The organism is Petrotoga sp. Shatin.DS.tank11.9.2.9.3 (assembly GCF_003665005.1).
Classification (GTDB): Bacteria; Thermotogota; Thermotogae; order Petrotogales; family Petrotogaceae; genus Petrotoga; species Petrotoga mobilis.
This window is the reverse complement of sequence record NZ_JGVT01000001.1, coordinates 189,990-215,783: the sequence shown is the minus strand read 5'-3', so window position 1 is coordinate 215,783 and position 25,794 is coordinate 189,990. Positions and strand designations below refer to the sequence as shown.

Genomic DNA, 25,794 nt, shown 5'->3' with positions numbered 1-25,794 from the left:
ATTTCAGGCTTTGACCATCCTTTTAGAAAGTTCATTAGCTTTGTCTATGATTTTTCTTTCATCGACTTTGACAAGCTCACCATCTTTTACAACTATTTCTCCATTGACGATTGTCATATCTACGATTTGAGAATCTCCAGTGTTAATGAGCATTGAAATAGGATCGTAAAGACCTCCTGTATAACCTAATCGGTCCCAACGGGTTAAGAACATATCTGCTGCCTTACCTTCCTCTAAACTTCCGATTTCTGGTTGGTTTATAACTTCACTTCCACCCTTTGTAGCCATACGCAGGACATCGTCGGCAGTGATAGCGTTTATACCGTAGATTAGTCGACTCATCAGAAAAGCAGTTTTCATTTCTAAAATCATATTAGAAGAGTCGTTACTTGCACTACCATCAACGGCTAAGCTAACTTTTACACCTTTTTTTAACATGTAGGGGATATTTGCAGCTCCAGAGGCGAGTTTTGAATTCGAAACGGGACAGTGAGCAACCCCTGTTTTAGTTAATGCCAACTTATCTATTTCTTCTTCATTGAAATGAACTCCATGGGCAAACCATACATCAGGGCCTAACCAATCTAGACTCTCCATGTATTCTAATGGCCTTTTCCCAAAAGTATCAATACAAAATCTCTCTTCATCTTTTGTTTCGGCTAAATGTGTATGACTGCACACACTATACTCTCTTGCTAATTGAATAGATTGCTTAAGTAATGTTGAAGTTACAGAGAATGGGGAACAAGGGGCTAGAATGACTCTATGCATGGAAAATGGGGAAGGATCATGAAATTTTTCAATAATTCTTTGTGAATCTTTCAAGATTTCGTTTTCTGTTTGAACTACCGAGTCAGGAGGAAGGCCACCATCTTTTTCACTCAATGACATACTTCCTCTGCTACCGTGTAATCTGATGCCGATTTCCTTTGCTGCATAAAATTCATTGTCGAGAAGATCGGGTGGTTGATTCTTTGGAAAAACATAAAATTGATCAACTGATGTCGTGCAACCTGTTTTAAGTAATTCCCCTGCTGCAACTAAAGTACTATAATAAACAACATCTGGTGTTAATCTTGACCAAATGGGATACAAAAACTTTAACCAATCGAATAATTCCACATTTTGTACCTGGGGAATGTTCCTAGTAAAAGTTTGATAGAAATGATGATGTGTGTTAATCAACCCTGGATAAACATAATATTTAGAACCATCTATAACTTCATCTATTTGTTCGTTTGATAAATCTATATTTTTAGCAATTTTCTCTATTTTGTTTCCTTTAATTAAAATATCGTGATCTTTCAATTGATCTTTGTTTGCATTCATCGTGATAATAACTTTAGCGTTTTTTATTAATATGTTCGACAAAGATATCACCCTTTCTTATTCTGTGTAACTGCTTCTATCGCTTCAACTATTTGTTGATATCCGGTACATCTACAGAGATTCCCTTCTATCGCAGTTTTTATTTCTTCCCTTGAGGGATTAGAATTTTTATTCAATAAAGCTTTAGCAGACATCAGCATACCAGGGGTGCAAAAACCGCATTGAACAGCTTGATGATCAATAAAAGATTGTTGCAGTGGATCTAATTTTCCATTAACTTCCAACCCCTCTGTGGTGAAAACTTCATAACCATCAACTTGAGCAGTTAAAACTAAACAAGAATGAACAGCCTCGCCATTTAAAATAACTGTACAGGCGCCACATTCTCCCACATCGCAACCTTCTTTTACGCTAGTTAATTTCAATTGATTGCGTAAAGTATCAAGAAGTCGCTCCGTTGGGTCTACTTGTAATACTTCTTTTTTATTATTCACATAGAGCGTTACTTCAATTTTTCCCATTTTTTTGAATACCTCCATCAACTTAAGTTTCAATCAATCTAATTTAACAACCTTCACTTGAATTTGTTATCTCTATAATAGCCTTTTTGAAAATTGCCCCCAAGGCTGGTTTTTTGTAAGGAGTAGACCATCTTTCACCAGTTATGTTTACCATTTCATCGCCAATTTTATTTGCGAGTTCCTCTAAATTTAATTCGTTAGATTTTTTATTTAGTATTTCCTCTTCTATGCTTTTAAATCTTACTGGAAAGGGTGTTGCGGAACCTGGAACGATTCTTATATCTTCAATTTTTAGATCCTCTTCATTTATTTTTGCAACTACGGCTAAGTTCAATCTTGCTATATTCAAAGCTCTTCTTCTTCCAATTTTTTGAAAACTAAAACGGTAATTTTCATCTACCTTTGGTATTATTATTTTAGTTAGAAGTTCGTCATGATTTTTACTGGTTTTGTAAGGACCAATAATATAATTATCTAACGGTATGAGTCTTCTTCCATTCACAGAGCCTAGCTCTATTTTGGCATTTAAAGCCATCAAAGGAGGTATTAAATCAGCTGCAGGAGAGGCGTTGGATATATTTCCTCCAACGGTACCTCTGTTTCTAATCTGGGTAGACCCTATACTTTTTGCTGCTGTTACAAGAAACGGGAAATATTTATTGATAATTTTTGAATTTATCAACATGGTATGTGTACACAAAGGTCCTAACTCTACAGAATCTTCTGTTTCATCTATGAATTGAAGAGCTTTGATATTAGAAATATCTAAAATATAATCAAATTTTTCTAATCTTGAACTTTCTTTATGTATATCTACCAGTAAATCAGTCCCACCAGCTATTACTTTTATACTTTCATATTTGTGCAAATATTCTAAAGCAGAATCAACATCTTTAGCGGTTAAAAAATCATATTCAATCATTTTTTCTTCCTTCCTTTTTTCAAAGAATGACCTACCAGTATTTTTTCTAAGTTTATAGGCAAAGATCTTATTCTTTTTCCAGTTGCCTGGGCTACTGCATTTGCTATTGCAGCTGCCCCTAACTCCAAGGTAGGTTCTCCTATAGATTTTGCACCGTAAGGTCCATTAGGATCAGGATTTTCAACGATAATAGGAGTTATATCAGGCATATCTTTAACTGTGGGTATCAAATATTCGTCAAAATTCGTGTTATTGATGTATCCCTCGTTTATATCCAACTCTTCCATGATCCCATATCCGAGGCCCATTGATATTCCACCATAAAATTGACCTAAAACATTCGCAGGATTGATGGCCCTTCCAACATCGTGAGCAGCTACCATTTTAAGCACTTTTATCTCACCTGTACCTATATCAACTTCAACCTCGGCTATCTGACATCCATAAACATATGTAAAATAAGGTCTGCCTTGCCCAGTTTCTTCATCCCAACTTATCTCGGGCGCTTTGTACCAACCATATGAAGATAAAAATACACCAGAGTTGTAAGCTTGGGAAACAGCTTCATCAAAGGAAATGATCTTTTTTTGATCTGGAGTATAAATTGAATTATCTTTAAATATTAATTCTTTTTCTGATAGATTATATTTTTTTACAAGAAAATCCGTTAATTTCTTTTTAAGATTTTTAGCGGCGTCGAGTGATGCATTCCCTCCAACCAACGTTGCACGAGAAGCTACCGTAGAACCGCTGTCTGGGGAAACTAATGTATCGACAACCATGAAGTTTATCTTTTCAATATCGATCCCCAATTCTTCGGCTACAATTTGAGAAAAGACTGTTTTTAGACCTTGTCCATTTTCAGCTAAGCCGCTGTAAAGATATACTGTTCCATCTTTTTGTATTGATAATATAATACCAGCTGCATCAACTGCTTCTGCTCCTAAGCTACAACCTCTGTAACTTATAGCCATTCCTATTCCTTTTCTTTTATCGCCTTTTTGCTCTCGACTGTACTCTTTGTACTTTTCTAAAAAATTGATCGAATCCGCAGCCTTTTTTATTACCTCTTCAAGGCTAACTTTGTGATTATCTAGTTTTTGACCACTTGCTGTTTCTGAATTGTCATGAAAAATATTTTTTAATCGAAGTTCAAAAGGGTTCATCCCGAGTTCTTGAGCCAATTCATCCATGAGAGATTCATTGGCAAATATAACTTGAGGAGAGCCATATCCACGCATGGCTCCCGTATATACGTTGTTGGTATAATATCCATAAGTATCTGTTTTTACATTTGGGATTTCGTAAGGGCCCGTTGCTTGAACAACAGATCTCCAAGTAACAAAAGGAGTTTGGCAGGCGTAAGCTCCACTATCTGCGATCGCCTCTATTTCCATAGCCAGTAACTTGCCTTCTTTTGTAGCCCCTACTTTGTACCTCATATTGTAAGGATGCCTTTTATAACTTTCAATAATTGATTCTTCCCTTGTGTTTTTTAACTTTACAGGTCTGTTGGTTTTCAAAGCCAGAACAGCAGCTCGAGCAGCCATAGAAGAAATTACCTCATCTTTACCACCAAAAGAGCCACCTATGTGATTTTGAACTATTCTAACTTGATTGAATCCAATTTTAAGAACCGAAGCCACCGCGTTACGACAAGCGAAAGGATTTTGTACTGACCCATATATTGTAACTACACTATTGTTCTCATAAGGAACGGCAATTACGACCTCAGGTTCCATGTAGGCATGCTCAATAAATTGAGTTTTATACTCTCTTTCCAAAATTATATCTGATCTTTTAAAACCTTCTTCTACATTGCCTTTTCTGAGTTTGTGGTGAATGACCTGATTGTTGTCTTTATCTTCATGAATAGATGGCGCGTTTTTAGATTCTAAGGGGTCAAAAATTCCTGGGATCTCCTCGTATTCAACTTTTATACTTTCGACTGCTTTTTTTGCTGACTTTAGCGTTTCCGCAGCAACAACCGCTATTCCATCTCCTATGAAGTAAGTCCTTTCTTTAGCCAACACTTGTTGGTCGGGGATAATGACGCCAAATTCGTTGTTGGGTATATCATTTGCCGTTATAATTACTTTTACACCAGGAATCTTTTTAGCTTCGTCTAAGTATATGTTCAATATTCTTGCAGAAGGATACTTAGATCTAAGTACTTTTGCATACAACATATTCGGAAATTCTAAATCATCAGCAAATTTCGCTTTTCCGGTTACCTTTTCGTATGCGTCGATTCTTTTTTTTGGTTGATTAACACTTTTAAAAATAATTGTTCACCTCCAAATAGAGATCAGGGTCTTCCTCCCATAGTCAAAGCCATAATTGCTTTTGCTGTATGTAAACGGTTTTCTGCTTCGTCATATATTATTGAATGAGGTCCATCAATGACAGGATCAGTTACTTCTTTGCCTCTGTCTGCTGGCATCGCGTGCATATAAAGAACATCTTTATCAGCCAATGACATTCTTCTTTCATCACAGATCCAATCTTTGTGTTTTTCAAGATTTTCTTTCATCTGTTTTTTTCCTTCATCCGTATCAGGATTTTCAACACCTAAAAACCCACCCCAGTTCTTTGGAATTACAATTTGAGCTCCATCGAATGCCTCATCCATATCGTTTGTGAACTTTAAACTTCCACCATGTTTTTCTGCGTTTTGCTTTGCTTGTTCTAGGATCTCTGACATAAGTGGAAATTCTTTTGGATGGGCTATAGTCACGTCCATTCCGTACCTTGTAAATAATAATGCCTGAGTTTGAGGGACGGACAAAGGTTTTGCATGGGATGTAGCGTAAGCCCAAGATATAGTAACTTTAATATTTCTAAGATCATTACCACATTTTTCTTTTATTGTCATCAAATCCGCCAATCCTTGTAAAGGATGATAAATGTCATCTTGAAGGTTGATAACAGGTACATCGGAATATTTTGCCACTTCTCTGATATATTTGTTTCCAATTCCATAGAAACAGTTTCTTATGGCTATAGCATGGCCGAATCGACTCAACACAATTGCGGTGTCTTTTGCGGATTCACCGTGAGAAAGTTGCATCTTATCTGGTGTCAGATCATGAGCATGTCCACCAAGTTGTGTGATACCTGCTTCTATAGAATTTCGGGTTCGTGTAGATTGTTCGAAAAACATCATAAAGATAGTTTTTGATCTCAACAAATGATCCGTAGGTTCTCCTAGTGCAAATCTTAATTTAAGTTCTTTGGATACTTCAAATACTGTTTCTAATTCTTCTTCACTCCATTCTTGTGTAGTTATAAAATCCTTTCCCCTAAAAAGTGTATTCATTTTATCTCCTCCAATATGATTGATATGATTATATTGCTTTTATAAATCTTCCAAATCCTTTTTCTCCTAGGAATTTTCTATCTTTTACGATTACCTTTCCTCTTAAAATAGTTGTAATAGGAATTCCTTCTACTTCAAATCCTTCAAAAGGAGTGTATCCAGCTTTTGAATGGGTGTTAGAACTATTTAATACTTCCTTAAAATTTGGATCGAAAATAACTAAATCAGCGTCTGAATCTACAGCTATTGTTCCTTTTTGGGGATATAATTTAAAAATTTTTGCAGGATTGGTGGAAAGCAGCTCAACCAATCGGTTAATAGAAATTAAACCTTTATTTACTCCGTATGTATAAACCAATGGAAGAAGTGTTTCTACTCCTGGAATACCAGGAAATACATCCAACGAATTTTCACCTTTTGATTTTTGTTCTGCATCGTATGCACAGTGATCAGTGGCAATTACGTCTATAAAACCTTTTTTTACCCCTTCCCACAAAGCTTCGTTATCTTCTCTTTCCCTCAATGGAGGAGTCATAAGATAAAGTCTAGCTTTAGAGCCTTTTAATAATTCCCTAGTTAATAAAAGGTAATGAGGAGTAGTTTCGACATACAATTTAAAATCTTCTAATTTCTTGTAATCTTTTACAACCTGATAGCCTTTTTCAGATGAAAGATGTACGATGTATAACGAAGCGTTAGCTTTATGAGCAATCTCACAAATTTCTTTAACAGCCTTTTGCTCAGCTTCACTTGACCTTAAATCTGGATGGTATTGAACATCTAATTTGTTCTCTTTCTGGAATTTGATAATATTTTTTTCAATAATTTCATTATCTTCAGCATGAACAGCTACTATTAAGTCATTATCTGAAGCTGCTTTAAATAAAGGTTCCCATTTGTCAGAAGACAGCATATATATATTTTTGTAGGTAGTGAATGCTTTTAAACTAGATATTCCAAAATCTCTAATCTCTCTAAGCTGATGATTTTGCTTAAGTGGGTTGAAGTTGTTGTTAATAACTATATGAAAATGAAAATCAATCACGGAATCTCTAGTTTCTTCTAATCTATTTTCTAATCCTTTCATCAAAGACGTAGCTTCCATATCAGCAAAATCTATGTGTGTAGTTACTCCACCTAAAGCAGCTGATCGCCCTCCCCAGTAGAAGTCATCTATACTGGTTGTACCTCTAGCGTGCAAACTAAAATGAGTATGACTATCTATAATTCCAGGGAAAACATACTTTCCGCTTGCATCTATTACCTCTTCATCCATAAAAGGAGTTAAGTTAGATTCTATTTGTTTTATCTTTTCGTCCAATATTCTAATGTCTTTTTTTTCAGTTTTTGTGGCAGTAACTACGATACCGTTTTTGATTAACACCGTAATCCTTCCTTTTACAAGTATTTTTGTGTATACAACTTAGGTATGCATGCATACATTGCAGCGGCCTTCACCAATTCACTTTTCCATGTTTTTTCGTTGGGAGCATGTGCCTGATCTTCATGGCCAGGACCAAATCCAATACAAGGTATTCCATATCTTCCCATTATGGAAACACCATTGGTGGAAAAAGTCCACTTATCTACCAACGGCTTTTCTTCAAATAAGTTTTGATACGCTTCTTTGAGAGTTTTACAAGCAGGATGATCTTCTGGTAATACCCAAGCTGGGAAATATGCTTGTGTTGGATATATTAATCCCGTGTAGGATGGTTTTTCATAGGTGTAAAGTTCCACATCAGCGTTATGTTTCTCGGATGAAGGTAAATTTTTAATCTCTTTTAAAGCATCGTTCCAACTTTCTCCCCAAGTCAATCTCCTATCTATGGATATAGAACAACCATCTGCAACCGCACATCTAGAAGGAGAAGAGAAGAAAATTTCGGAAACTGTCAAGCTACCTTTTCCTAAAAAATCATCATTTTTTAAACAAGTATGTAGTACTGGTAACTCTTTAACAATATCCGCCATTTTATAAATAGCATTGTCTCCTCTTTCAGGTGCTGAACCGTGGCAACTAACACCATGCGTAGAAACTTTTATTTCCATCCGCCCACGTTGGCCTCTATATATATTACACGAAGTTGGTTCGGTAATAACGACAAATTCGGGTTTGATTTTATCTTCTTCAATTATGTATTGCCAACAAAGTCCATCACAATCTTCTTCTTGAACTGTTCCAGTAATTAGAAGCGTATAATCGTCAAATAAATCTAAATCTTTTATAATCCTAGCTCCGTAAACCATAGAAGCCATTCCACCTTCTTGATCACTAGCTCCTCTCCCAACGATAATTTCATCGTCTTCGTAACCTTTATAAGGATCGTAATTCCATAAATTTATATCTCCAATACCTACTGTATCTATATGAGCATCCATAGCTATTAAGTGTTTTCCGTGGCCAATGTAACCTAAAATGTTCCCCATTGGATCAATATCTATTCTGTCAAAACCAACTTTTTCCATCTCTTCTTTAATTCTTAAAATAACATCTTTTTCATTTCCACTTTCACTTGGAATAGCAATCATGTCCCTAAGAAATCTGGTCATGTCTTTTTTGTATTCCTTGGCTTTTGATAGTATTTGTTGGTAATTCATATATTTTAATGAACCCCCTTTTATCTGATAGTTTTATTGCTTATTGCTGTTTTTTTTATGATAAAAATAAATTTCGTTCAACTATTAAACAAGTTATTAAAAATTATATCTTTCTAATAGTCGAGATAATTCATTTAAATTCGGATCTAAAGACAAAGGAACGCCCGTTGCTTTTTCAGTATTTTTAATATCTTTCAGACCGTTCCCAGTAACAACAACTGCAACACTTTCAGAAGGTTTGATTATGCCGTTTTCAACAGCCTTTTTTATACCAGCCACTCCTGCAACTCCTGCAGGTTCACCAAAAATGCCAGTATTCTTTCCTAAAATTTTTATCATATTTAGTATTTCATCATCTGTTACATTGATCATATCACCATTTGAATCTTTAACTGCTTTAATAGCTTTTATATAATTTCGAGGTTTTCCAACAGCAATGCTATCAGCGATGGTATTTTCGGGAACTGGAACAAGATCTGTATCGCTTTTAAATGCCTGAGTAATTGGCGCACAGCCTTCAGATTGCACCCCTAATAGCCTTGGTAGTTTATCGATGAATCCTATTTGTTTTAAATCATACATACCTTTCCAAGCACCTGCTATTGTGCAGCCATCACCCACGGAGTAAACTAACCAATCAACCATTTCCCAATTTAATTGTTCAGCGATTTCAATTGAAGAAGTTTTTTTACCTTCAACTAAGTAGGGGTTTATCGCAGCGTTTCTGTTATACCAGCCCCACTTATCAATAGCTTGTTGTGATAGATAAAAAGTTTCTTTATAAGAACCTTTTACGGATAAAACTAAAGCTCCAAAAACCAATAGCTGAGTAACTTTTCCAATCGGGGCTCGCGAGGGAACAAAAATAACAGCCTTCATTTCATTTCCCATAGATGCTATGTTCCCCGCCAACGAAGAGGCAGCGTTCCCAGTAGAAGCGCAGGCAACGATGTTCATGCCTGCCTCTTGTGCTTTTACAACGGCTATAGCAGACGCTCTATCTTTCAGTGACCCTGTTGGATTTAAACCATCATCTTTTATGTAAAGAGTTTCTACACCTAGTAGTTTTGCCATAACATTACTTTTATATAGAGGCGTTCCTCCCACTCTCAAGGGGGGCTTAGGGGTGTTAGGATCTATTGGTAAGAGTGGTGAATATCTCCATATAGATGGATCAGGATTTGCTTTTAAATCTTGCTTATTCCAATCTTTTTTTATCTTTTCGTAATCGTATTCAACATCTAAAATACCTTTTTCTCCACATTTTGGGCAAAGATATTGTGTTGGTGAAGCTTCGTATTTTTCCCCACAAGAAATACAAACCAAATTTTTTACATATTTCAGTTTTCTCCCCTCCAATTTAGCCTAATAATCCAGTTTTTTTGTTAAATTCATTTATTAATTGATCGATTTTGTCTGCAATTTCAAAGGCATTACCCCAATATTTTTCATCGTTGTACCATTGCTCGTTCAATTCTTCTAATTCTTTACCCTGCTGTTCTATCCAAGTATAGTATTTTAAATTGTGTATTCTTTTTTTATCATAATAACTCAGTTCCTGAATAAAGTCTGTTTTTACCCCCATTAGATGCTTCTCAAAATCTACAGCAGCCTGCTGTTCAGAATATTTACCTTTTTGTTCTTGTAACTCTTTAAGCCTAGAATCGTATAATTCCATTGAATCAGTGAATACGGTCATCACAACATCTTTATCTGTTAATTCGTAGTATTTGGCAAATTTTATAGCGGAAAGAACATTTGCAATAGAAGAGATTCCCAGTAAAGATAAATTATTTACTATCGACGAAGAGACTCCCTGTTTTCTTAAAAAGTCTTTCCCTTCAGGTTCGTTGAAAAGCCTTATTAAATTCATAGCATCATTGTCATCTATTGCCATAACCATATCGGTATTTTTAACGTTATGAATCCAAGGCACATGTTTATCTCCTATGCCCTCAATTCGATGGGCACCAAATCCGTTGTATAATAAAGTGGGACACTGCAGTGCCTCTGAGACAGCTAATTTACTATTTGGGTACTTAGATTTTAAATATTCTCCTGAACCCAACGTTCCAGAAGATCCTGAAGTGAGGACGGTTCCTGCCAATCTGTCTTTATCCCCCAGGATTTTTTGTAAAACTTCTTCCATAGCGGGACCTGTAACTACATAATGCCACAAACGATTGCCCATTTCATCAAACTGGTTGAAAATAACCACATTGTCGTGAGTAGACTTTAATTCATTACATTTATCGAATATCTCTTTTACGTTACTCTCACTTCCGGGTGTTCCTATTACTTCCCCCGCAACTTTTGATAACCATTCGAATCTTTCTCTACTCATACCTTCAGGCAATATAGCTATGGATTCACATCCTAAAAGCTGGGCGTTATAAGCTCCTCCGCGACAATAATTTCCTGTTGAAGGCCAAACGGCTTTTTGAGTAGTAGGATCAAATTGACCGGTTACAAGCCTTGGTACAAGGCACCCAAAGGTGGCACCAACCTTGTGGGAGCCGGTTGGGAACCATTTACCTACCAATGCCACGATTCGAGCTTTAACGCCCGTTAATTCAGATGGTAACTCAAAGTAATTTACATCACCATATAAACCACCTTTTGGAACTGGTTCGTTTTTCCATGTAATTCTAAATAAGTTGTATGAATTAACATCCCATAAACCTATATTTTTTAGCTGTTGTTTGATTTTATCAGGAATCAAAGCTGGATCTCGCATCTGTGCAAAGGTAGGTATAATAATATTATTCTCTATAGCCCTTTCTACTGCTTTTTCGAGTACCTCTTTGTCCATAGTAAAATCTATCATCTTATTCCTCCTAGGTCTTTTAAATATTTTTTAGATATGTTCTCATACTTGGAATCAAAAAGGCTTCACAGTGATGTACTTTCAAGATCAAAGCCTTTTTTCTTCGTTAAGTTATTATTATACATCTTTTTGACCAAATAATAAAATTTGATTTTCATTGATAAATCAAATTAATCTTTTTTAGTTGTCTATAAAGAACAATAAACGGGAATAATCATGAATAATCAACTTTATTCATAAGTGGCAATAAGTAAACTTAAGCTTTATATCCATTCTTTTCTTTTTTTGGTTCTGGTATCAAGAGGTTTAAAATAAAAGCGGTTAAAAATCCAACAGTAATGTTAGAAGAAAAGACAACAGCCATCCATTCTGGTAATTGGTTCACTATGTCGGGCCTAAATGTAACTCCCAATCCCAAAGCTAAAGAAAAAGCTAATATAAACATTTTTTTATCGCTTAGTCCACCTTTTGTTGCAATTTTCATACCTGCCATCGCTACCATTCCAAAGAGAGCTATAGTAGCACCTCCTAAAACAGGTTTAGGCATAACGCTTACTAAAGCACCAATTTTAGGAAAGACACCTAATAGTATCAAAACAATTGCCACACCGTAGCCAACGACTCGACTAGAAATTTTACTAAATTGAATAACTCCAGTATTTTGACTGAAAGTTGTGTTAGGAAGAGTATTAAAAACAGCTGCTAAAGCACTCCCTACACCGTCCAATAAAACTCCTCTTTTTAATCTTTCATCGTGAATTTTGCCTTCAATTGGTTCGCCACTAACTTCAGCAATAGCTGTCAAATCACCTACTGTTTCAATTGTAGTAATAATATATGCTAAAATCCAAGGAATGATAAGTGCCCAATTAAATGATAGCCCATATTTAAATGGGATAGGGACTGTTACCCATCCAGCTTCTACAATCGGAGCAAAATCCACCATACCCAACGGTATTGCAACCAGATATCCTGCAACTAAACCAATAGCCACCGCCCCAGCTTTTATGATGCCTTTGCCATATATATTTGCAATCACTATGGTTATTAATACGAACAAAGCTATGGCTAAATTTTGCACATTCCCAAAATCAATAGCTCCAACTCCTCCACCAATGTCGGTTATGGCTGTTTCTATCAACCCTAAACCTATTAACATTACAACTGTACCAGAAACTACAGGAGGGAATATCTTGCGAGTTTGAGCTAAAAACCGACTCAAAATCATCTCAACCGGGGACGTAATAAGTGCCATACCTAAGACTAAAGGTAATCCTCCTACGTTTGCAGCGACAATCGCCATAGGAACAAATGTAAAACTTGTCCCTTGTACTGCTAATAGACCGCTACCAAAAGGTCCTAATTGTTTTACTTGAAAAAAAGTAGTTACCCCGGAAATAATCAAAGCCATGCTGACGAAATATCCCGTTTCTAGAGGATCCAAGCCCACTACCCCCGCGATTATCAAAGGTGGAGTAATGATACCAACGAACATAGCTAACATGTGCTGAATACTCAGAACAACCGTTGCATAAAACGGAGGTTTGTCTTCAAGTTTGTATAAAACTTCTGTTCCTTTTTCTTCTTCCGTAGTCTTTTCTGTGCTATCTCCCATTAATAATCACCCCTTTGAAAATGAATAGGATTTTTACTTAAACATTAACTTTAATTATACTTTAGTTTTGCTTTATTCGCAAGTAAAGTTTTTTATAGATTAATGGGTTTAATCGTTTTTACTTCCTGTTATTTTTTTATAATTCCCCATAATCTGATATATTTAACTTAACGTATAAATTATGATATAATCTCAATATAGATTGAGAAGTAATTGTACAGTTTTAAAAATAATTTAATTGTTCGAAAAGGAGGACAGTCGTAATGTTTAACTTTTTTAAAAGAAATAAGTCAGATAATTCAAAAACCTCTAATAACAATGTTTTTTACGATGAAAAAAATGCATTAGTTATATATTTCAAATGTTCAAAATGTGGAGAGAAATTTAGAAGTTATCTTAGAAAAGGCTACGATTTTATTACGGATTACGATACAGGGGAGTACAAAATAAATAAAGAATATATTGGCTCAAAATGTTTTAACAGAATACACCTTTCTGCCACTTTCGATAGGAATTATAAATTAAAAGAATACACCTTAGAAAACGCGGAAATTATAGGTAAAGAAGAATGGGAGGAAAAAAGCTAATGCCTAGAACGAGAGGGGAAAAAGATACTAACGTAAATTTGTTTGAATATCGACCTGTAAGACCTTTTATTCAAATACCAGAAAAGGTACTTATGTATATTTTGCAACTAACCCCGTCGTCTTTTGCAAAGGTATATTTATACTTGTACAACATGAGCTACGGACTTGGATACGATCATACAGTTACCCATACCAGTGTGCGTGAAATAGCTTCAAATTTGAACATTAGCATTGGAAGAACACAAAATGCAATTACTTATTTTAAAAAAATTAAAGCTATAGAAAAAATAGAGTCAAGAGCGGTAATCGGAACAAAATACAAAATAAACGTGCCTGAATATTCTTCGTCTTTTAACAACTGGTACTTCACTGCCCCCAATAAAGTTAGATACATAATGATGAAAGAGAAATTGCTTACTTCCGAGAAGTTGGTTACTTCAAAAATCAAACGGTATAAATCTGTTAAAAAATCTTTGGAAATGGGTTTGTTTGATGATCTTGAAGAGTAGGTAATAAAAATGTATGACAATTTGTTGAGTTTAATCCTTTCTCAAAATAATTCCTTTTTATACGATTACGCTAAAAAAAATAATATTAATAGATTCGTAGGAACAGTTCTCTATTCTAAGAATAATTTAGTTGTAGTTGGAGTTAGAAATTTTCTTTTCCTTCTAGAAAATCAAAGCACTCAAAATTTTCAAACAGGTGTTAGGGTAAATTTAAATTTTCAAGATAAAACACATAATATGGATGCTCCAATTAAGATGAAATATTTGGGGGAGGCATCAAAAGACAGCATAAAATTAAGTTTGAAATTTCCAAACTTTAAAAATATTGATGCCGTTAACCTTAAATCTCCTAACTTCACTGAAACCCAAAATATTAAAGCGTCGGTATGGCTCGCAGAGTTTTCTCGAACTTTAAACGAACAATTAAAAAAATTAAAATTTGATAATTTAGAACCCCACGAGTTTACTTCTTTTAAAAAACTAACCGAAAAAATAGTAAATTCACTTCTAAAATCTTTTAAAGATAACTTAAACTCCGTTTTATCACCTTCTCACTCTGCGGTCAAAATTGTTGATATGATAAGAGCCTATATTTCTAAAAAGGATAATTTAGATTTTTTCTCTAAGAATGAGATAAGATTAATGAAAGAATTATTAACCTTGCAGGAAGAAGATAAGAATAGTTTACTTAATAAATATGAATCCAAAACTTCTATAAAACATAACATAGTGGATAAAACATTAAATTCTTACCTAACTATTAAAAATCTTAGCTTAGAAATAAAAACACCACTGATGTTTTTTTCTATCTTTGGGATGCCTATATTTTTAGCAATTGATAGAGAATATCAAAACAATTCAAAAAATTACCAGCAAGAGGCAATGAACCAAAAGTTGAATTTAATTCTTTTGACTAATAACTTTGGGGTTATAGATGCAAATATACAAAGTTTTGAGAAGGAAATTTATATAAGTTTTGAATTGGAGAATAACTCTGCGTATTTTAAATTGAAAACCCAGTATCTCATAGAAAAATTGGAGGAGAAAAATTATCTAGTGAAAAGGATTGATTTTGTATGATAAAATTAATTTCGTTCAAGTATTATAACAAATATATCTATTAAAAAGCCGGTGAAATAATAAATCACCGGTTTTTTTTAGTTAATTGGATATTTATTACTTTTTAATTGAATAAAAAGCATTCAAGCCTCTATATTGTGCAGTTGAACCAAGCTCGTCTTCGATTCTTAACAATTGATTATATTTCGCTATTCTATCGGTTCTAGAAAGTGAGCCAGTCTTGATAAAACCTGCATTTACAGCTACTACCAAATCGGCAATAAAAGAATCTTCCGTTTCTCCTGAGCGATGAGATACAACGGCGGTCATATTATTTTTATAGGCTAATTCAATGGCGTCTAGAGTCTCGGTTACACTCCCTATTTGATTCAATTTGATCAAAATAGAGTTTGTAGCCTTTAAATCTATACCTTTTTGCAATCTTTTAACATTAGTAACGTATAAGTCATCACCAACTATTTGTACCCTGTCTCCCACTTTTGCGGTGAACTCAGAGTAACCTTCCCAGTCATCTTGATCGAAAGGATCTTCTAATGATTTAATAGGATATTTATCAATCAACGATATATAATACTCGGCTAATTCAGCAGCACTCATTTCTTTTCCATCAACAGAGTATTTCTTTGTTTCTTCATTGTAAAACTCTGAAGCTGCGGCATCCATGGCGATAAAAATTTGTTTACCAGGTTCGTAACCAGCAGCTTGTATGGCTCTAATTATGTATTTTATAGCTTCTTCATTGGAATTTAAATTCGGAGCGAAACCACCTTCATCTCCAACAGAAGTTATGTGCCCTTCTTTTTTCAAAATATTTTTTAAATTGTGGAAGACTTCAGCCCCTGCCCTCAAAGCGTTTTTAAATGAATTAAATCCAGCAGGCATAATCATGAACTCTTGAATATCCAGATTATTATCGGCGTGTTGTCCCCCGTTTATTATATTCATCATTGGTACGGGCAAAACTTTGGCGTTCACGCCTCCTAAATACTTATAAAGAGGTAGTCCCAAGGAGTTAGCTGCAGCTCTTGCCACTGCCATAGAAACAGCTAATATTGCATTAGCGCCAAGATTTTCTTTGTTTTCTGTTCCGTCTAAATCCAGCATCACTTTATCAACATTGACTTGATCAAAGGCATTCAATCCAACAACCTCTTGCTCAATAATGTTGTTTACGTTGTTCACGGCTTTAGTAACACCTTTTCCCATGTAATAATCTTTATTACCATCTCTTAATTCTAAAGCCTCAAATTTACCTGTTGAAGCACCTGAAGGAACAATAGCTGAACCAGTTACACCTGTAGATAAAGTTACCTCTGCTTCAACAGTTGGATTTCCCCTCGAATCCAATACCTCTCTTGCTTTTACTGATACTATTTCATCGTAAAACTTTTCCATCTAAAAAACACCTCCAGAAATTTATTATTTAATATTTCGTTAAACCTCGAATAGAACTCGTGCTTGAAGAAGAATTTGTTAGTGATCGACTTTTGTACCTATATTCTCTCCTTCTACAGCTTTAAGCAAGTTCCCTTCTTTGAAAAAATTGATAATCAATATGGAAAGATTATTTTTTTCACATATTGAAAAAGCCTCCGTGTCCATTACTTTTATTTGCTCTTTAATTGCTTGTTCATACGTTATATTATTGTATTTTTTGGCATCTTCGAATAATTTTGGATCTTTATCGTATATTCCATCAACCTTGGTGGCTTTAACAAGTATATCTGCATTCATTTCTATCGCTCTCAATGCTGCAGCAGTATCCGTAGTGAACAAAGGGTTGGAAGTTCCGCCACCAAATAACACAATATAACCAGCTTCAAAATATTGTTCAATAAAATCGTATTTAAGTGGCAGTACAGAAGGTAAATTAACAATTGGGGAAACTATAATACTTTTCAAACCATTCTTTTCGAAGAGATTTTTAAGATAGAGTGAATTAATGACGGTGCCCAACATCCCTAATTGATCTGCCATTTGAATTTGGAAATCTTTCAGCTCTTTCCCCCTAAAAATATTGCCAGCTCCTGTAACTATACCCAATTTTATATTTAAACTGTGGATTTTCTTGATCTCGTTCACCAGATATGTTAACATTTGTTCAGAAAATCCTTTTTCACTTTCACCACTCAAAGCTTCCCCACTTAATTTTAATAGTACTCTTTTGTACATAGGGCCTCCTTTTAAATAAGAGCATGCAGCCTTATAGTTGAAAGAAAAAGTATATACTCCATAAATAAAGCAAAAAGGCGGAAGACTCCACCTTTTTATCATTCACCAATTGCAAATCTTGCAAATTTATCCACTGTTATATTTTCTCCTACCTTAGCAATCATAGAATTAATAATGTCTTTGATGCTTTCCCCTTCTCCAAAAACATATTCCTGTTCAAGAAGACAATTTTCACTGTAGAATTTTCCTAATTTATTTTCTACAATTTGTTCTTTAATATTGTCAGGCTTGTTGGAATTTTTTAACTCTTCAAGGTAAATTTCCTTTTCTTTATCGATAATTTCTTGAGGTACATCTTCCCTTGAAATCCACTTTGGATTCATCGAAGCAATTTGTAGTGAAATCTTCTTAGCTAAATCGTGGAAATCATCAGTCCTAGCCACAAAATCTGTTTCACAACCTAATAATAAAAGAACACCTATCTTTTCATTATGATGAATATAAGAGTACACGATACCTTCGTTGGTGACTCTTCCAGCTTTTTTAGCAGCTTTTATGGCACCTTTCTTTCTCAGGATTTCTACGGCTTTATCTATATCTCCATCAGCCTCTTCCAAAGCATTTTTACAATCTAACATTCCTGCCCCCGTTGAAGTTCTAAGATTCTTTATCTTTTCAATTGATACGTCCACTTATAATACCTCCTAATGCTTATTATTAATGTTTAATAAATTTGAGTATTTGAAATCTCAACCGTTGGCTAAAACTAATTTATTTTAACACAATTAATTGAATATTAAAATAAGAAAATTATTGTTTTATTACTATTTTTTTAATAGTTTTTCTTTTAACTTCAATTCGACGAACTTAGAAACCCACTTACTAACATCTCCGTTGTAAGATGCAATTTCTTTTATCATAGATGAAGAAATATAAGAGAAATCAGTATCAGCCATGAGAAAAAAAATTTCTAACTGAGGAAAAAGCATATGATTCGCGTTTGCCATTTGAAGTTCATACTCGTAATCACTGACCGCTCTTAAGCCTCTTATTAAATTATAAATTTTTTTCTCTTTTAGGTAATTTACCAACAGACCGTCAAAAGACTCAACAATAACATTTGGTATATCCTCTAAATCTTTTTTTACCATTTCAATCCTTTCTTGGAGAGAAAACAAATACTTTTTGTTCGGATTATTCACAACAACAACATAAAGATTGTCAAATCTTTCAATCGATCTTTTCACTATATTAACGTGTCCAAAGGTTATTGGATCGAAACTTCCTGGATAAGCTGCGTCCCTAATTCCCATTATCAAACTTCCCCCATTTCTTTAATATTGATTACACCGGAAGCCAAAACAACACCGCTTTCATCATAAATTGTTGCAAATTGACCAGGAGTAACGGCAAATATAGGCTCTTTAAAACTTACTTTTAAAGTATGATCTGCAATTTTTTTAACAACTGCGGGCTTTTCCTCACTTTTTTTGCGAACTCTACAAAAGCCTTCTATTTCTTTGAAATCTACAAAAAAGTTGACATTTTGTACAATTAGTTCTTTAGAATACATTTCTTCAGTAGGAGCAACTATGAGAACATTCTTTTGAGGAAATATTTTATAAACATGCAGTTTTACATTTGCGTTTTTATAGTAGCTTATTCCAGAACGCTGACCAATAGTGTAATTCATGTATCCTGTGTGTGTACCTATTTCGTTTCCTTCTAAATCGTAAACTTTTCCTTCTTCTGTAGTAACTCCATTTTCTTTTAGAAATCTTCTATAATCATTATCAGGAATAAAACACAACTCTTGACTGTCAGGTTTATTTGCCACACTTAAGCCTATTTTGTTGGCTATATCCCTGATTTCAACTTTATACATATTTCCCAATGGAAAGTGCAATTTGGGAAGAGTATTTTTATCTATATAAGATAAAAAATATGATTGATCTTTGTATTGATCAACACCTTTTTTAATAATATAGGTAGAATACTTGTTAGAATACTCTTTTATTAAATAATGACCGCTGGAAACCCAATCTGCGCCATAGCTATGTGCAATTTCTAAAGCCTTCCCAAATTTAAAAAACCTGTTGCATAACATGCAAGGGTTTGGCGTTTTACCTTCTTTATATGTTTTTATGAAATAATCGATTATTTTTTCTTTAAATTCCTTTTTTATATCAACAATCTGAAAATCATCAAGATCTAACTTATCAGCAATTTTTAGTGCATCTTGTGTATCTGAAGGGCTACAACAAACCTTCTTTTTTTCTGGAATCAATGAGAAAACAACATCGCTTACAGTTTTGAAATGAAGCCCTATAACGTGATAATTTTGTTCTTTCAAAAGATAGGCAGCGACAGAGCTATCTACCCCACCACTCATAAGCATTAATACTTTTTTGTTAGACATTTAATTTTTTTAATCTACCTCCTTCATTTTCAGCGATCTTGATCTTGGCAATTTTTCTTCCGTAATCGATTATATCTTGCAAAGTCATTTTACTCAGCTCTAACATAATAGAATTATTAACTCTTTTCCATACAAATTCAACGGCACACTCTATTTCCAACGAACATTCGCCAACAATACAATCAAAAGATTGAAGTGGTTTATCTAAGACTTGAATAATTTCACTCAAACGTAAATCTTTTGGATTTTTAGCCAAAGCATATCCTCCAAATTTACCTCTAACAGATTTAACTATTCCCGCATCACGTAATTCTATAAATATCTTTTCAAGAAAATCTTTTGGTATGTTTTGCCTTTCTGATAATTCGCTGATAGGTACTTTCTCTTTTCCTTCATCTTCGGCTAATACAGCTAATTCAAACAAAGCTCTTAAAGCATAACTGCTTTTAACAGTAAGAGACATATTTAATTCCTCCTTTTAAGATAAACGTTTCCTCAATTAATTATCACCCTTTAGATAAGCTTCTAATAGATTTACTAACTTTATAATTCTTATACATTTGATTTTCTACCAACTACATATATAGTTAGATTCTGTAAACTATTATTAGCTAATCTCACATCGTTTACATATATATCAATTTTATTACCCAATACCTTAGCTCCCGTATCTTGAACCTCAAAATAACCGTTATTGGGAAGATCCGATAATTCAGGTATATAAACTATGGTTCCTAAAGGCAAGACATCAGGATCTGCTGCAATTGTTTTATACGATGTTGGTTTTTCTCCAGACTTTGTTAGCCTAAAAGTTGGAGAATAGACAAGTTTGTCATCCCATTCTGTGTAGTACGTTGCCTGGAATTCTCCAATCATGTCGTAGAAAAGTTTCAATGGGTCTCTAGGTTCACCATTCTTCCACAATTCAACTGTTACAATACTCCCTGCGTTAGCAATTCCTAACGAAGTATTAGAATCAACCCATTTACCTTCATCAACATATGGTGTTTTTATATTCCCTATGACGCTTATAATAGCATTTCCGTGATCGATTTTTATATACCAATTGTTATTTGCTAACTTTCCGGTCTCAATTACCCTACCAGGTAGAACTGGATAAACTTGTTCGGTTTGAACCAAAACTCCTATCCCACTAGAAATTCCTGCAGCATTCCTTTCTCCAAAACGTACAACAATTTTTTCATACTCGGAGAGTGATGTTTTAGAAAATGGCCACCTAATATACTCTTCGATGTTATTTACTGGTATGATTAATTCTTGTCCTACTTTAATATTTGTGGATTGTAAATTGTTGGCTTGCAGAATAATTTGAACACCATTATTTCCTAATTTAAATGCGTTTGAAATACTAATTAGAGTATCCCCTGATTTCACTTGATACCTTACTTCGTTTGAATTCTCAAACAAATAACTTACTTCTGCATCCCCCACAGATCTATAAAGTTGATCGATCTTCAATTCAATATTTTGTATTTGACCCAGATATTTTTCGTTTAATGAATTTGATGGTTGAGTAATAACCTTCTGAAGGTCATATTTTAAATTTTCAACTTCCTTATCTAAAGAAGCAACTGTATTTTCTAAAGATTTAATATTCAGTATATCTTCGCTCTGATTTTGATAATAAAATTTTGAAACGGTCTCTTCAGTTTTATAATCAACTATATTTTCAACATATTTTTCTAAATTGAGTTTATCTACCTCTTGTTGCACAAGTTCTTTTATATTTCCATTTTCCAAAAAGTAAAATTCAGAGTTTTGAAAACTTTTCTCCAAATTATTAACCTTTTCCGTTAGTGAACTCACCGTATCTAAGAGGATTGTTTGGTCATTCTTAGGAATATTATTCACAACATTTTGTAATTCTGAAATCTGAATTTCCAATTGAGATACTCTTTGATCCAAATCAGTGTTTGTAAAATTATTTACCTTTTGTAGAGAGAGATTGTTAATTTGATTCTCTAAGCTTTGAACTCTTTGATCCAAATCTAAAAGTTTATCAATAGATTCAGAGCTTCGCCCTTCGTATAGATAATTTTCCAAGGTTACCACTCTGCTATCGATATTGGTGTACTGATCTTTTAAGCTTTTTGTCATATCAAAAGCATAACTGTTATTCTTTGAAATTTGATAAATTTCGTCAGATAAAGTATTAAATTTTTCTTCCATTTGAGTTAAACGCTCGTTTAAAGTATCCAACTGATTTTGAATTGCCACTAAGTCTTCGCTTGGCAAAGTAATTTCTTGAGAGGCAGGTTGAAAAACCGTACATCCCGATAGAAAAAATACCAAACCTATTAGAAAAATCCCAAAAAATTTCCTCACTTTAGTTCACCCCTTAGAAATTTCGCAGCTTTTAAATACGGATTTGTAGGATTATTATAATTTTTCACCAAATAATCAAACAAATTCGCCGCTTCTTTTCTATTATTTAATCTATAGTTTATATATCCCAGATAGAACAAAGAAAATATATAATCTTCTTCTGAAAATGTTTCATAGTTCTTTTCAATTATCTTTCCACAATAGTAAAGTATTCCTAACTCCTTTTCTTCTTCATTTTGTTCACGATAATACCAAGCGAATTTTATTAAAATTTTTACTACTTCACTGGGTAGTCCCAAAATTGCGTAAATATTGGCTGCTATCATAAGTTGAGTTGCATAAAACTCGTGAGATTTTGAAGAAGAATTATCTATTTCAGGAAGAGATAATTTATTTATCTTACTCAAAAACAACTTAACCTGTTCAATATTTTGAGAATTTAAGTACTCATATATATAATCTTTATCTTTTTCTTGAAAAGTAAAGTTACAATCGGGACAGGTAATCAAAGAATACAGAGATACATTAACATCTCTATATTCAGGTTTTAAATCGAGATCGTAAGAACTTACCTTTATAGATGTAGAGGCCACTTTATCAAAAGAAAATTCTTTTTGACATATTGGGCAGACTGCAAAATCTCTAATAAAATCTTTCATATTACTTCGTCAACCCCTAATAAAGCATTGCAATAAGAAACCGGAGCGAAAATTTGTAAATCGTCTTCTTTTTCTCCAAATCCCACCAATTTTATTGGGATATTGAGTTCATGGTTTATAGCGAAAGCTATTCCCCCTTTGGCGGTTCCATCTAATTTAGTTACGACTATACCCGTTATGTCTATAGCCTCCTTAAAAGCCTTAGCCTGTGAAATCCCGTTTTGACCAGTCGTTCCATCTAGAACTAACAGAGTTTCATGCGGAGCTCCTGGGACTTCTCTTTCAACCACACGCCTTATTTTTTTCAATTCATCCATTAAATTGCTTTTTGTATGTAAACGCCCAGCGGTGTCCACTAACACGACATCTTTGCCTCTTGACTTTGCATGTGTTATTGCGTCATACACAACAGCGGCGGCATCTGAACCTTTTTGGTGAGCTATCACGGTGGTATTTAACCTATTACCCCACTCTTTGAGTTGTTCGATTGCTGCTGCCCTAAATGTGTCTGCAGCAGCTAAAACAACTTCTTTACCTTGTTTAGAATACATCTTTGCTAATTTGGCAGCAGTTGTCGTTTTACCGCTACCGTTTACTCCAACAATGAGTATTACATAGGGTTTTTGTTGAAAATCACTAACTACTTCGTCTTTCTGTAAATTTTCCACTAGAATATCCCTCAATAATAATAGCGGGTCATTGTGAGAGTTATTACTTTTATACCTACTTTTTAACTCTTCCAAAATTTTATGAGAGACGTCAACACCCATATCAGACATTATTAAAATCTCTTCCAATTCTTCCAAAACATCATCGTCGAGAACTTTACCGGAAAAAATAGTTTTGATATTTTTAAATACGGTATTTCTCGCCTTACTTAAACCATTTTTGAACTTTTCAAAAATTCCCATTCATCTACCTCCATTAAATCAATCAAAGGTTTATTTGAATTATTAGCTGTTTTACCTGACTTTTATAATCATAGGTAACTTGCTGATCACAAAGTAGTTTTGTATTGAAACAGTTTCATTCGTTATAAGGTCTGTTCCATATAAATTAAAATCTACTGGTATTTTTCCGTGTCTATCTTCCAAATTCAAAATGGTAATGTATTCCTCCTCTTCTCCATTCCATTTTATCATTACTATACCCTCAGATAACTCGCAAAGAGAGAATTGATTACAAGTAGATTTAATCTCTTTAGTCAATTTAATGATTTTTTTGAAAAAACTTAAAAATTCATAATCACCTTTGTCCCATTTGATTGAATCTTTCTCAAAAAGGTTAGGCAGTTTTTCCATCATTAATTCTTGGCCTGCATATATTAAAGATGCCCCTGGCAAAAGATTATATAAAACAGTCCAATTTTTAATCTTATTTTTTCCCTCTAAAACGGATGCTATTCTAGGATTATCATGATTTTCTAAAAAACGCAACTTAAGAGAATTTTTTGGGAATATAGTTTCCTGCAAAAAAACATGTTCAAAAAAATGCTTCAAATCTTTCTCTCCAGAAAAATAGCTCCTTAGATAATAGAAGCCATCGTAATCGTATGTAAGGTCAAAAGCTTGATATACCTCAGAGTCCGAGTGAACATCGTACCCTTTAGTTCTGAGATCATGAATAAATTTCGGGTCAAGTGTTTCAGCCAACCAGATAATTTCCTTTTTTTGATTCAACAGTTCTCTAGATTTTTTCCAAAACTCTAAAGGCACTAGCGAAGCGACATCACATCTAAAAGCATCTACACCAAGATCAATCCAACCATCTAAAACATTTATTAGATAATCCCATAAATCTAAATTATCATAATCCAAATCGTAAACGTCGTTCCAATCTTCTACCTTTCTAGTTAATTTTCCGTTTTGATCTTTCATAAACCATTCAGGATGTGTTTCAGCTAGCTTCGAATCAATAGCGGTGTGATTGAAAACAATATCGATCATTATTTTTAATCCGTTATCATGTGCTTTGTCTATTAATCTTTTAAAATCCCTCTTATTACCAATTTCTTTCGATATTTCTTCGTAATCTTTTATTGAATAGGGACTCCCATGTGTACCTTTTCTACCAACTTTTCCGATGGGATAAAAAGGCATAAACCAAAGTATATCTGCTCCCAAAGCCTTAATACGTTCAATATCGTTATATATATCGTTGAAGGTTCCAGCATTTCCATAATTTCTAACAAAAACTTCATAAATTATAGAACTTTTTAACCAACTTGGTGAATCTATTGCCACGATTGGACCTCCTCGAAGTGAAATTTTTCTTTGCATCCCGATTATTCTAATAAGTATTATATCATCGATTATATCAAATACCTATCCCTTTTTTTAAAATTTATATTAGAAACCATTAAGTTTAATTTTTTTATTTAGAAAATAAAAATTTTTTTATTAAAAGTTGACAATTTTAAAGTTTTATGTTATAATTTTTTCAAAATAACGAGAAAGACTATCAAAATATCATAAAAAACATAAAAAATAATAATAGGAGGTCCTAATATGCCTAAATACCGCTTATCCAAATGCCCTGTTTGTGGAGGGAAGTTAAATATCGTAAAATATCGATGTGAAGAATGTGGAACTGAAATAACTGGTAACTTTGAATTAGAGGAATTTGCTCAATTAACAAACCAACAATTAAATTTTTTGAAGATTTTTATCAAGGTTAGAGGAAATTTATCGGAATTACAAAAAGAGCTTGGAATCTCTTATCCTACGGCAAAAGCAAGATTAGAAGAAGTCGCCACAGCGATGGGATACGAGTCTGAAAACATTGAAAGTAGAGAAAAAACACTTGAAATTCTTGAAAAAATTGAAAAAGGAGAAATTACCCCTGAAGAAGCAAAAGAATTATTAAAAAAGTACAAAAAATAAAAAGGA

Annotated in this window: 24 protein-coding genes; 4 read left to right on the top strand and 20 right to left on the bottom strand. The window is 33.8% G+C overall.

Features of this window, described 5'->3' with window-relative positions:
* Positions 1–3: 3 nt before the first annotated feature.
* The 10 genes from BZ25_RS00950 to BZ25_RS00905 form a co-directional block, all read right to left on the bottom strand.
* A complete protein-coding gene (locus tag BZ25_RS00950) occupies positions 4–1,371 on the bottom strand; it encodes an 8-oxoguanine deaminase (RefSeq protein WP_121515405.1) in 1,368 nt (455 codons plus the stop codon).
* Between the two features lie 5 nt (positions 1,372–1,376).
* Complete coding sequence (locus BZ25_RS00945) at positions 1,377–1,850, bottom strand: (2Fe-2S)-binding protein (protein ID WP_121515404.1); 474 nt, start codon at positions 1,848–1,850, stop codon at positions 1,377–1,379.
* 43 nt (positions 1,851–1,893) lie between these two features.
* Positions 1,894–2,772 carry a xanthine dehydrogenase family protein subunit M gene (locus BZ25_RS00940; protein WP_121515403.1) on the bottom strand — a complete coding sequence of 293 codons (879 nt, stop codon included), beginning with the start codon at positions 2,770–2,772 and terminating at the stop codon, positions 1,894–1,896.
* Positions 2,769–4,961, bottom strand: coding sequence for a xanthine dehydrogenase family protein molybdopterin-binding subunit (locus tag BZ25_RS00935; protein ID WP_199676816.1), 2,193 nt, complete (start codon positions 4,959–4,961; stop codon positions 2,769–2,771). Before BZ25_RS00935 ends, BZ25_RS00940 begins: the two co-directional genes overlap by 4 nt.
* Before the next feature lie 119 nt (positions 4,962–5,080).
* On the bottom strand, positions 5,081–6,091 hold the full coding sequence (locus BZ25_RS00930; protein ID WP_103065751.1) for an ornithine carbamoyltransferase: 1,011 nt from the start codon (positions 6,089–6,091) through the stop codon (positions 5,081–5,083).
* 28 nt (positions 6,092–6,119) lie between these two features.
* The gene (gene hydA, locus BZ25_RS00925) at positions 6,120–7,475 is read right to left on the bottom strand and encodes a dihydropyrimidinase (protein WP_121515401.1); all 1,356 of its coding nucleotides are present in this window, start codon (positions 7,473–7,475) and stop codon (positions 6,120–6,122) included.
* 14 nt (positions 7,476–7,489) lie between these two features.
* Complete coding sequence (locus tag BZ25_RS00920; protein WP_121515400.1) at positions 7,490–8,692, bottom strand: YgeY family selenium metabolism-linked hydrolase; 1,203 nt, start codon at positions 8,690–8,692, stop codon at positions 7,490–7,492.
* 96 nt (positions 8,693–8,788) lie between these two features.
* Positions 8,789–10,051, bottom strand: a complete 1,263-nt coding sequence (locus BZ25_RS00915) for a threonine synthase (RefSeq protein WP_121515399.1) — start codon at positions 10,049–10,051, stop codon at positions 8,789–8,791.
* A gap of 1 nt (position 10,052) precedes the next feature.
* Positions 10,053–11,519, bottom strand: coding sequence for a phosphoribosylaminoimidazolesuccinocarboxamide synthase (locus tag BZ25_RS00910; protein ID WP_121515398.1), 1,467 nt, complete (start codon positions 11,517–11,519; stop codon positions 10,053–10,055).
* A 256-nt stretch (positions 11,520–11,775) separates the two neighbouring features.
* A complete protein-coding gene (locus BZ25_RS00905) occupies positions 11,776–13,134 on the bottom strand; it encodes a uracil-xanthine permease family protein (RefSeq protein WP_121515397.1) in 1,359 nt (452 codons plus the stop codon).
* A 263-nt stretch (positions 13,135–13,397) separates the two neighbouring features.
* On the opposite strand from BZ25_RS00905, the gene BZ25_RS00900 reads away from it, so the two are divergent.
* The 3 genes from BZ25_RS00900 to BZ25_RS00890 are packed head-to-tail and all read left to right on the top strand — an operon-like array spanning position 13,398 to position 15,310.
* Positions 13,398–13,721 (top strand): hypothetical protein, encoded by a 324-nt coding sequence (locus BZ25_RS00900; RefSeq protein WP_012209515.1) that lies wholly within the window; start codon positions 13,398–13,400, stop codon positions 13,719–13,721.
* Positions 13,721–14,230 carry a hypothetical protein gene (locus BZ25_RS00895; protein ID WP_012209514.1) on the top strand — a complete coding sequence of 170 codons (510 nt, stop codon included), beginning with the start codon at positions 13,721–13,723 and terminating at the stop codon, positions 14,228–14,230. Before BZ25_RS00900 ends, BZ25_RS00895 begins: the two co-directional genes overlap by 1 nt.
* 9 nt (positions 14,231–14,239) lie before the next feature.
* Positions 14,240–15,310 carry a hypothetical protein gene (locus BZ25_RS00890; protein ID WP_121515396.1) on the top strand — a complete coding sequence of 357 codons (1,071 nt, stop codon included), beginning with the start codon at positions 14,240–14,242 and terminating at the stop codon, positions 15,308–15,310.
* Between the two features lie 96 nt (positions 15,311–15,406).
* Here BZ25_RS00890 and eno read toward each other — a convergent pair whose 3' ends face one another.
* The 10 genes from eno to BZ25_RS00840 all read right to left on the bottom strand — a co-directional run bounded on the left by eno (position 15,407) and on the right by BZ25_RS00840 (position 25,149).
* Entirely contained in the window at positions 15,407–16,705 is a 1,299-nt protein-coding gene (gene eno, locus BZ25_RS00885; protein ID WP_121515395.1) for a phosphopyruvate hydratase, read from the bottom strand.
* A 78-nt stretch (positions 16,706–16,783) separates the two neighbouring features.
* Positions 16,784–17,482 (bottom strand): UMP kinase, encoded by a 699-nt coding sequence (gene pyrH, locus BZ25_RS00880; protein ID WP_121515394.1) that lies wholly within the window; start codon positions 17,480–17,482, stop codon positions 16,784–16,786.
* A 98-nt stretch (positions 17,483–17,580) separates the two neighbouring features.
* On the bottom strand, positions 17,581–18,174 hold the full coding sequence (gene tsf / locus BZ25_RS00875; RefSeq protein WP_121515393.1) for a translation elongation factor Ts: 594 nt from the start codon (positions 18,172–18,174) through the stop codon (positions 17,581–17,583).
* A gap of 132 nt (positions 18,175–18,306) precedes the next feature.
* Positions 18,307–18,795 carry a pantetheine-phosphate adenylyltransferase gene (gene coaD / locus BZ25_RS00870; RefSeq protein WP_012209509.1) on the bottom strand — a complete coding sequence of 163 codons (489 nt, stop codon included), beginning with the start codon at positions 18,793–18,795 and terminating at the stop codon, positions 18,307–18,309.
* Between the two features lie 2 nt (positions 18,796–18,797).
* Positions 18,798–19,901 carry a tRNA 2-thiouridine(34) synthase MnmA gene (gene mnmA, locus BZ25_RS00865; protein WP_012209508.1) on the bottom strand — a complete coding sequence of 368 codons (1,104 nt, stop codon included), beginning with the start codon at positions 19,899–19,901 and terminating at the stop codon, positions 18,798–18,800.
* Positions 19,894–20,364, bottom strand: coding sequence for an Rrf2 family transcriptional regulator (locus BZ25_RS00860; protein ID WP_012209507.1), 471 nt, complete (start codon positions 20,362–20,364; stop codon positions 19,894–19,896). Before BZ25_RS00860 ends, mnmA begins: the two co-directional genes overlap by 8 nt.
* A gap of 89 nt (positions 20,365–20,453) precedes the next feature.
* Complete coding sequence (locus BZ25_RS00855; protein WP_121515392.1) at positions 20,454–22,247, bottom strand: LysM peptidoglycan-binding domain-containing protein; 1,794 nt, start codon at positions 22,245–22,247, stop codon at positions 20,454–20,456.
* Complete coding sequence (locus BZ25_RS00850) at positions 22,244–22,906, bottom strand: DUF2225 domain-containing protein (protein WP_121515391.1); 663 nt, start codon at positions 22,904–22,906, stop codon at positions 22,244–22,246. The genes BZ25_RS00855 and BZ25_RS00850 overlap by 4 nt, the downstream gene beginning before the upstream one ends.
* Complete coding sequence (gene ftsY / locus BZ25_RS00845; RefSeq protein ID WP_121515390.1) at positions 22,903–23,817, bottom strand: signal recognition particle-docking protein FtsY; 915 nt, start codon at positions 23,815–23,817, stop codon at positions 22,903–22,905. The genes BZ25_RS00850 and ftsY overlap by 4 nt, the downstream gene beginning before the upstream one ends.
* A gap of 51 nt (positions 23,818–23,868) precedes the next feature.
* Positions 23,869–25,149, bottom strand: coding sequence for an alpha-amylase family glycosyl hydrolase (locus tag BZ25_RS00840; protein WP_012209503.1), 1,281 nt, complete (start codon positions 25,147–25,149; stop codon positions 23,869–23,871).
* Positions 25,150–25,413: 264 nt separating this feature from the next.
* Between BZ25_RS00840 and BZ25_RS00835 the strand changes: the two genes are divergently transcribed.
* Positions 25,414–25,788: a DUF2089 domain-containing protein gene (locus tag BZ25_RS00835; RefSeq protein ID WP_012209502.1), complete on the top strand. Its 375-nt coding sequence runs from the start codon at positions 25,414–25,416 to the stop codon at positions 25,786–25,788.
* Positions 25,789–25,794: the final 6 nt, after the last annotated feature.

Coding starts and splice junctions, on each gene's coding strand:
- BZ25_RS00945 (WP_121515404.1), bottom strand. CDS start 1,850: ATGGGAAAAATTGAAGTAACGCTCTATGTGAATAATAAAAAAGAAGTA.
- BZ25_RS00940 (WP_121515403.1), bottom strand. CDS start 2,772: ATGATTGAATATGATTTTTTAACCGCTAAAGATGTTGATTCTGCTTTA.
- BZ25_RS00935 (WP_199676816.1), bottom strand. CDS start 4,961: ATGTTGTATGCAAAAGTACTTAGATCTAAGTATCCTTCTGCAAGAATA.
- BZ25_RS00930 (WP_103065751.1), bottom strand. CDS start 6,091: ATGAATACACTTTTTAGGGGAAAGGATTTTATAACTACACAAGAATGG.
- BZ25_RS00920 (WP_121515400.1), bottom strand. CDS start 8,692: ATGAATTACCAACAAATACTATCAAAAGCCAAGGAATACAAAAAAGAC.
- BZ25_RS00910 (WP_121515398.1), bottom strand. CDS start 11,519: ATGATAGATTTTACTATGGACAAAGAGGTACTCGAAAAAGCAGTAGAA.
- BZ25_RS00905 (WP_121515397.1), bottom strand. CDS start 13,134: ATGGGAGATAGCACAGAAAAGACTACGGAAGAAGAAAAAGGAACAGAA.
- BZ25_RS00900 (WP_012209515.1), top strand. CDS start 13,398: ATGTTTAACTTTTTTAAAAGAAATAAGTCAGATAATTCAAAAACCTCT.
- BZ25_RS00895 (WP_012209514.1), top strand. CDS start 13,721: ATGCCTAGAACGAGAGGGGAAAAAGATACTAACGTAAATTTGTTTGAA.
- BZ25_RS00890 (WP_121515396.1), top strand. CDS start 14,240: ATGTATGACAATTTGTTGAGTTTAATCCTTTCTCAAAATAATTCCTTT.
- eno (WP_121515395.1), bottom strand. CDS start 16,705: ATGGAAAAGTTTTACGATGAAATAGTATCAGTAAAAGCAAGAGAGGTA.
- pyrH (WP_121515394.1), bottom strand. CDS start 17,482: ATGTACAAAAGAGTACTATTAAAATTAAGTGGGGAAGCTTTGAGTGGT.
- coaD (WP_012209509.1), bottom strand. CDS start 18,795: ATGGGAATTAGGGACGCAGCTTATCCAGGAAGTTTCGATCCAATAACC.
- mnmA (WP_012209508.1), bottom strand. CDS start 19,901: ATGTCTAACAAAAAAGTATTAATGCTTATGAGTGGTGGGGTAGATAGC.
- BZ25_RS00860 (WP_012209507.1), bottom strand. CDS start 20,364: ATGTCTCTTACTGTTAAAAGCAGTTATGCTTTAAGAGCTTTGTTTGAA.
- BZ25_RS00850 (WP_121515391.1), bottom strand. CDS start 22,906: ATGAAAGATTTTATTAGAGATTTTGCAGTCTGCCCAATATGTCAAAAA.
- ftsY (WP_121515390.1), bottom strand. CDS start 23,817: ATGGGAATTTTTGAAAAGTTCAAAAATGGTTTAAGTAAGGCGAGAAAT.
- BZ25_RS00835 (WP_012209502.1), top strand. CDS start 25,414: ATGCCTAAATACCGCTTATCCAAATGCCCTGTTTGTGGAGGGAAGTTA.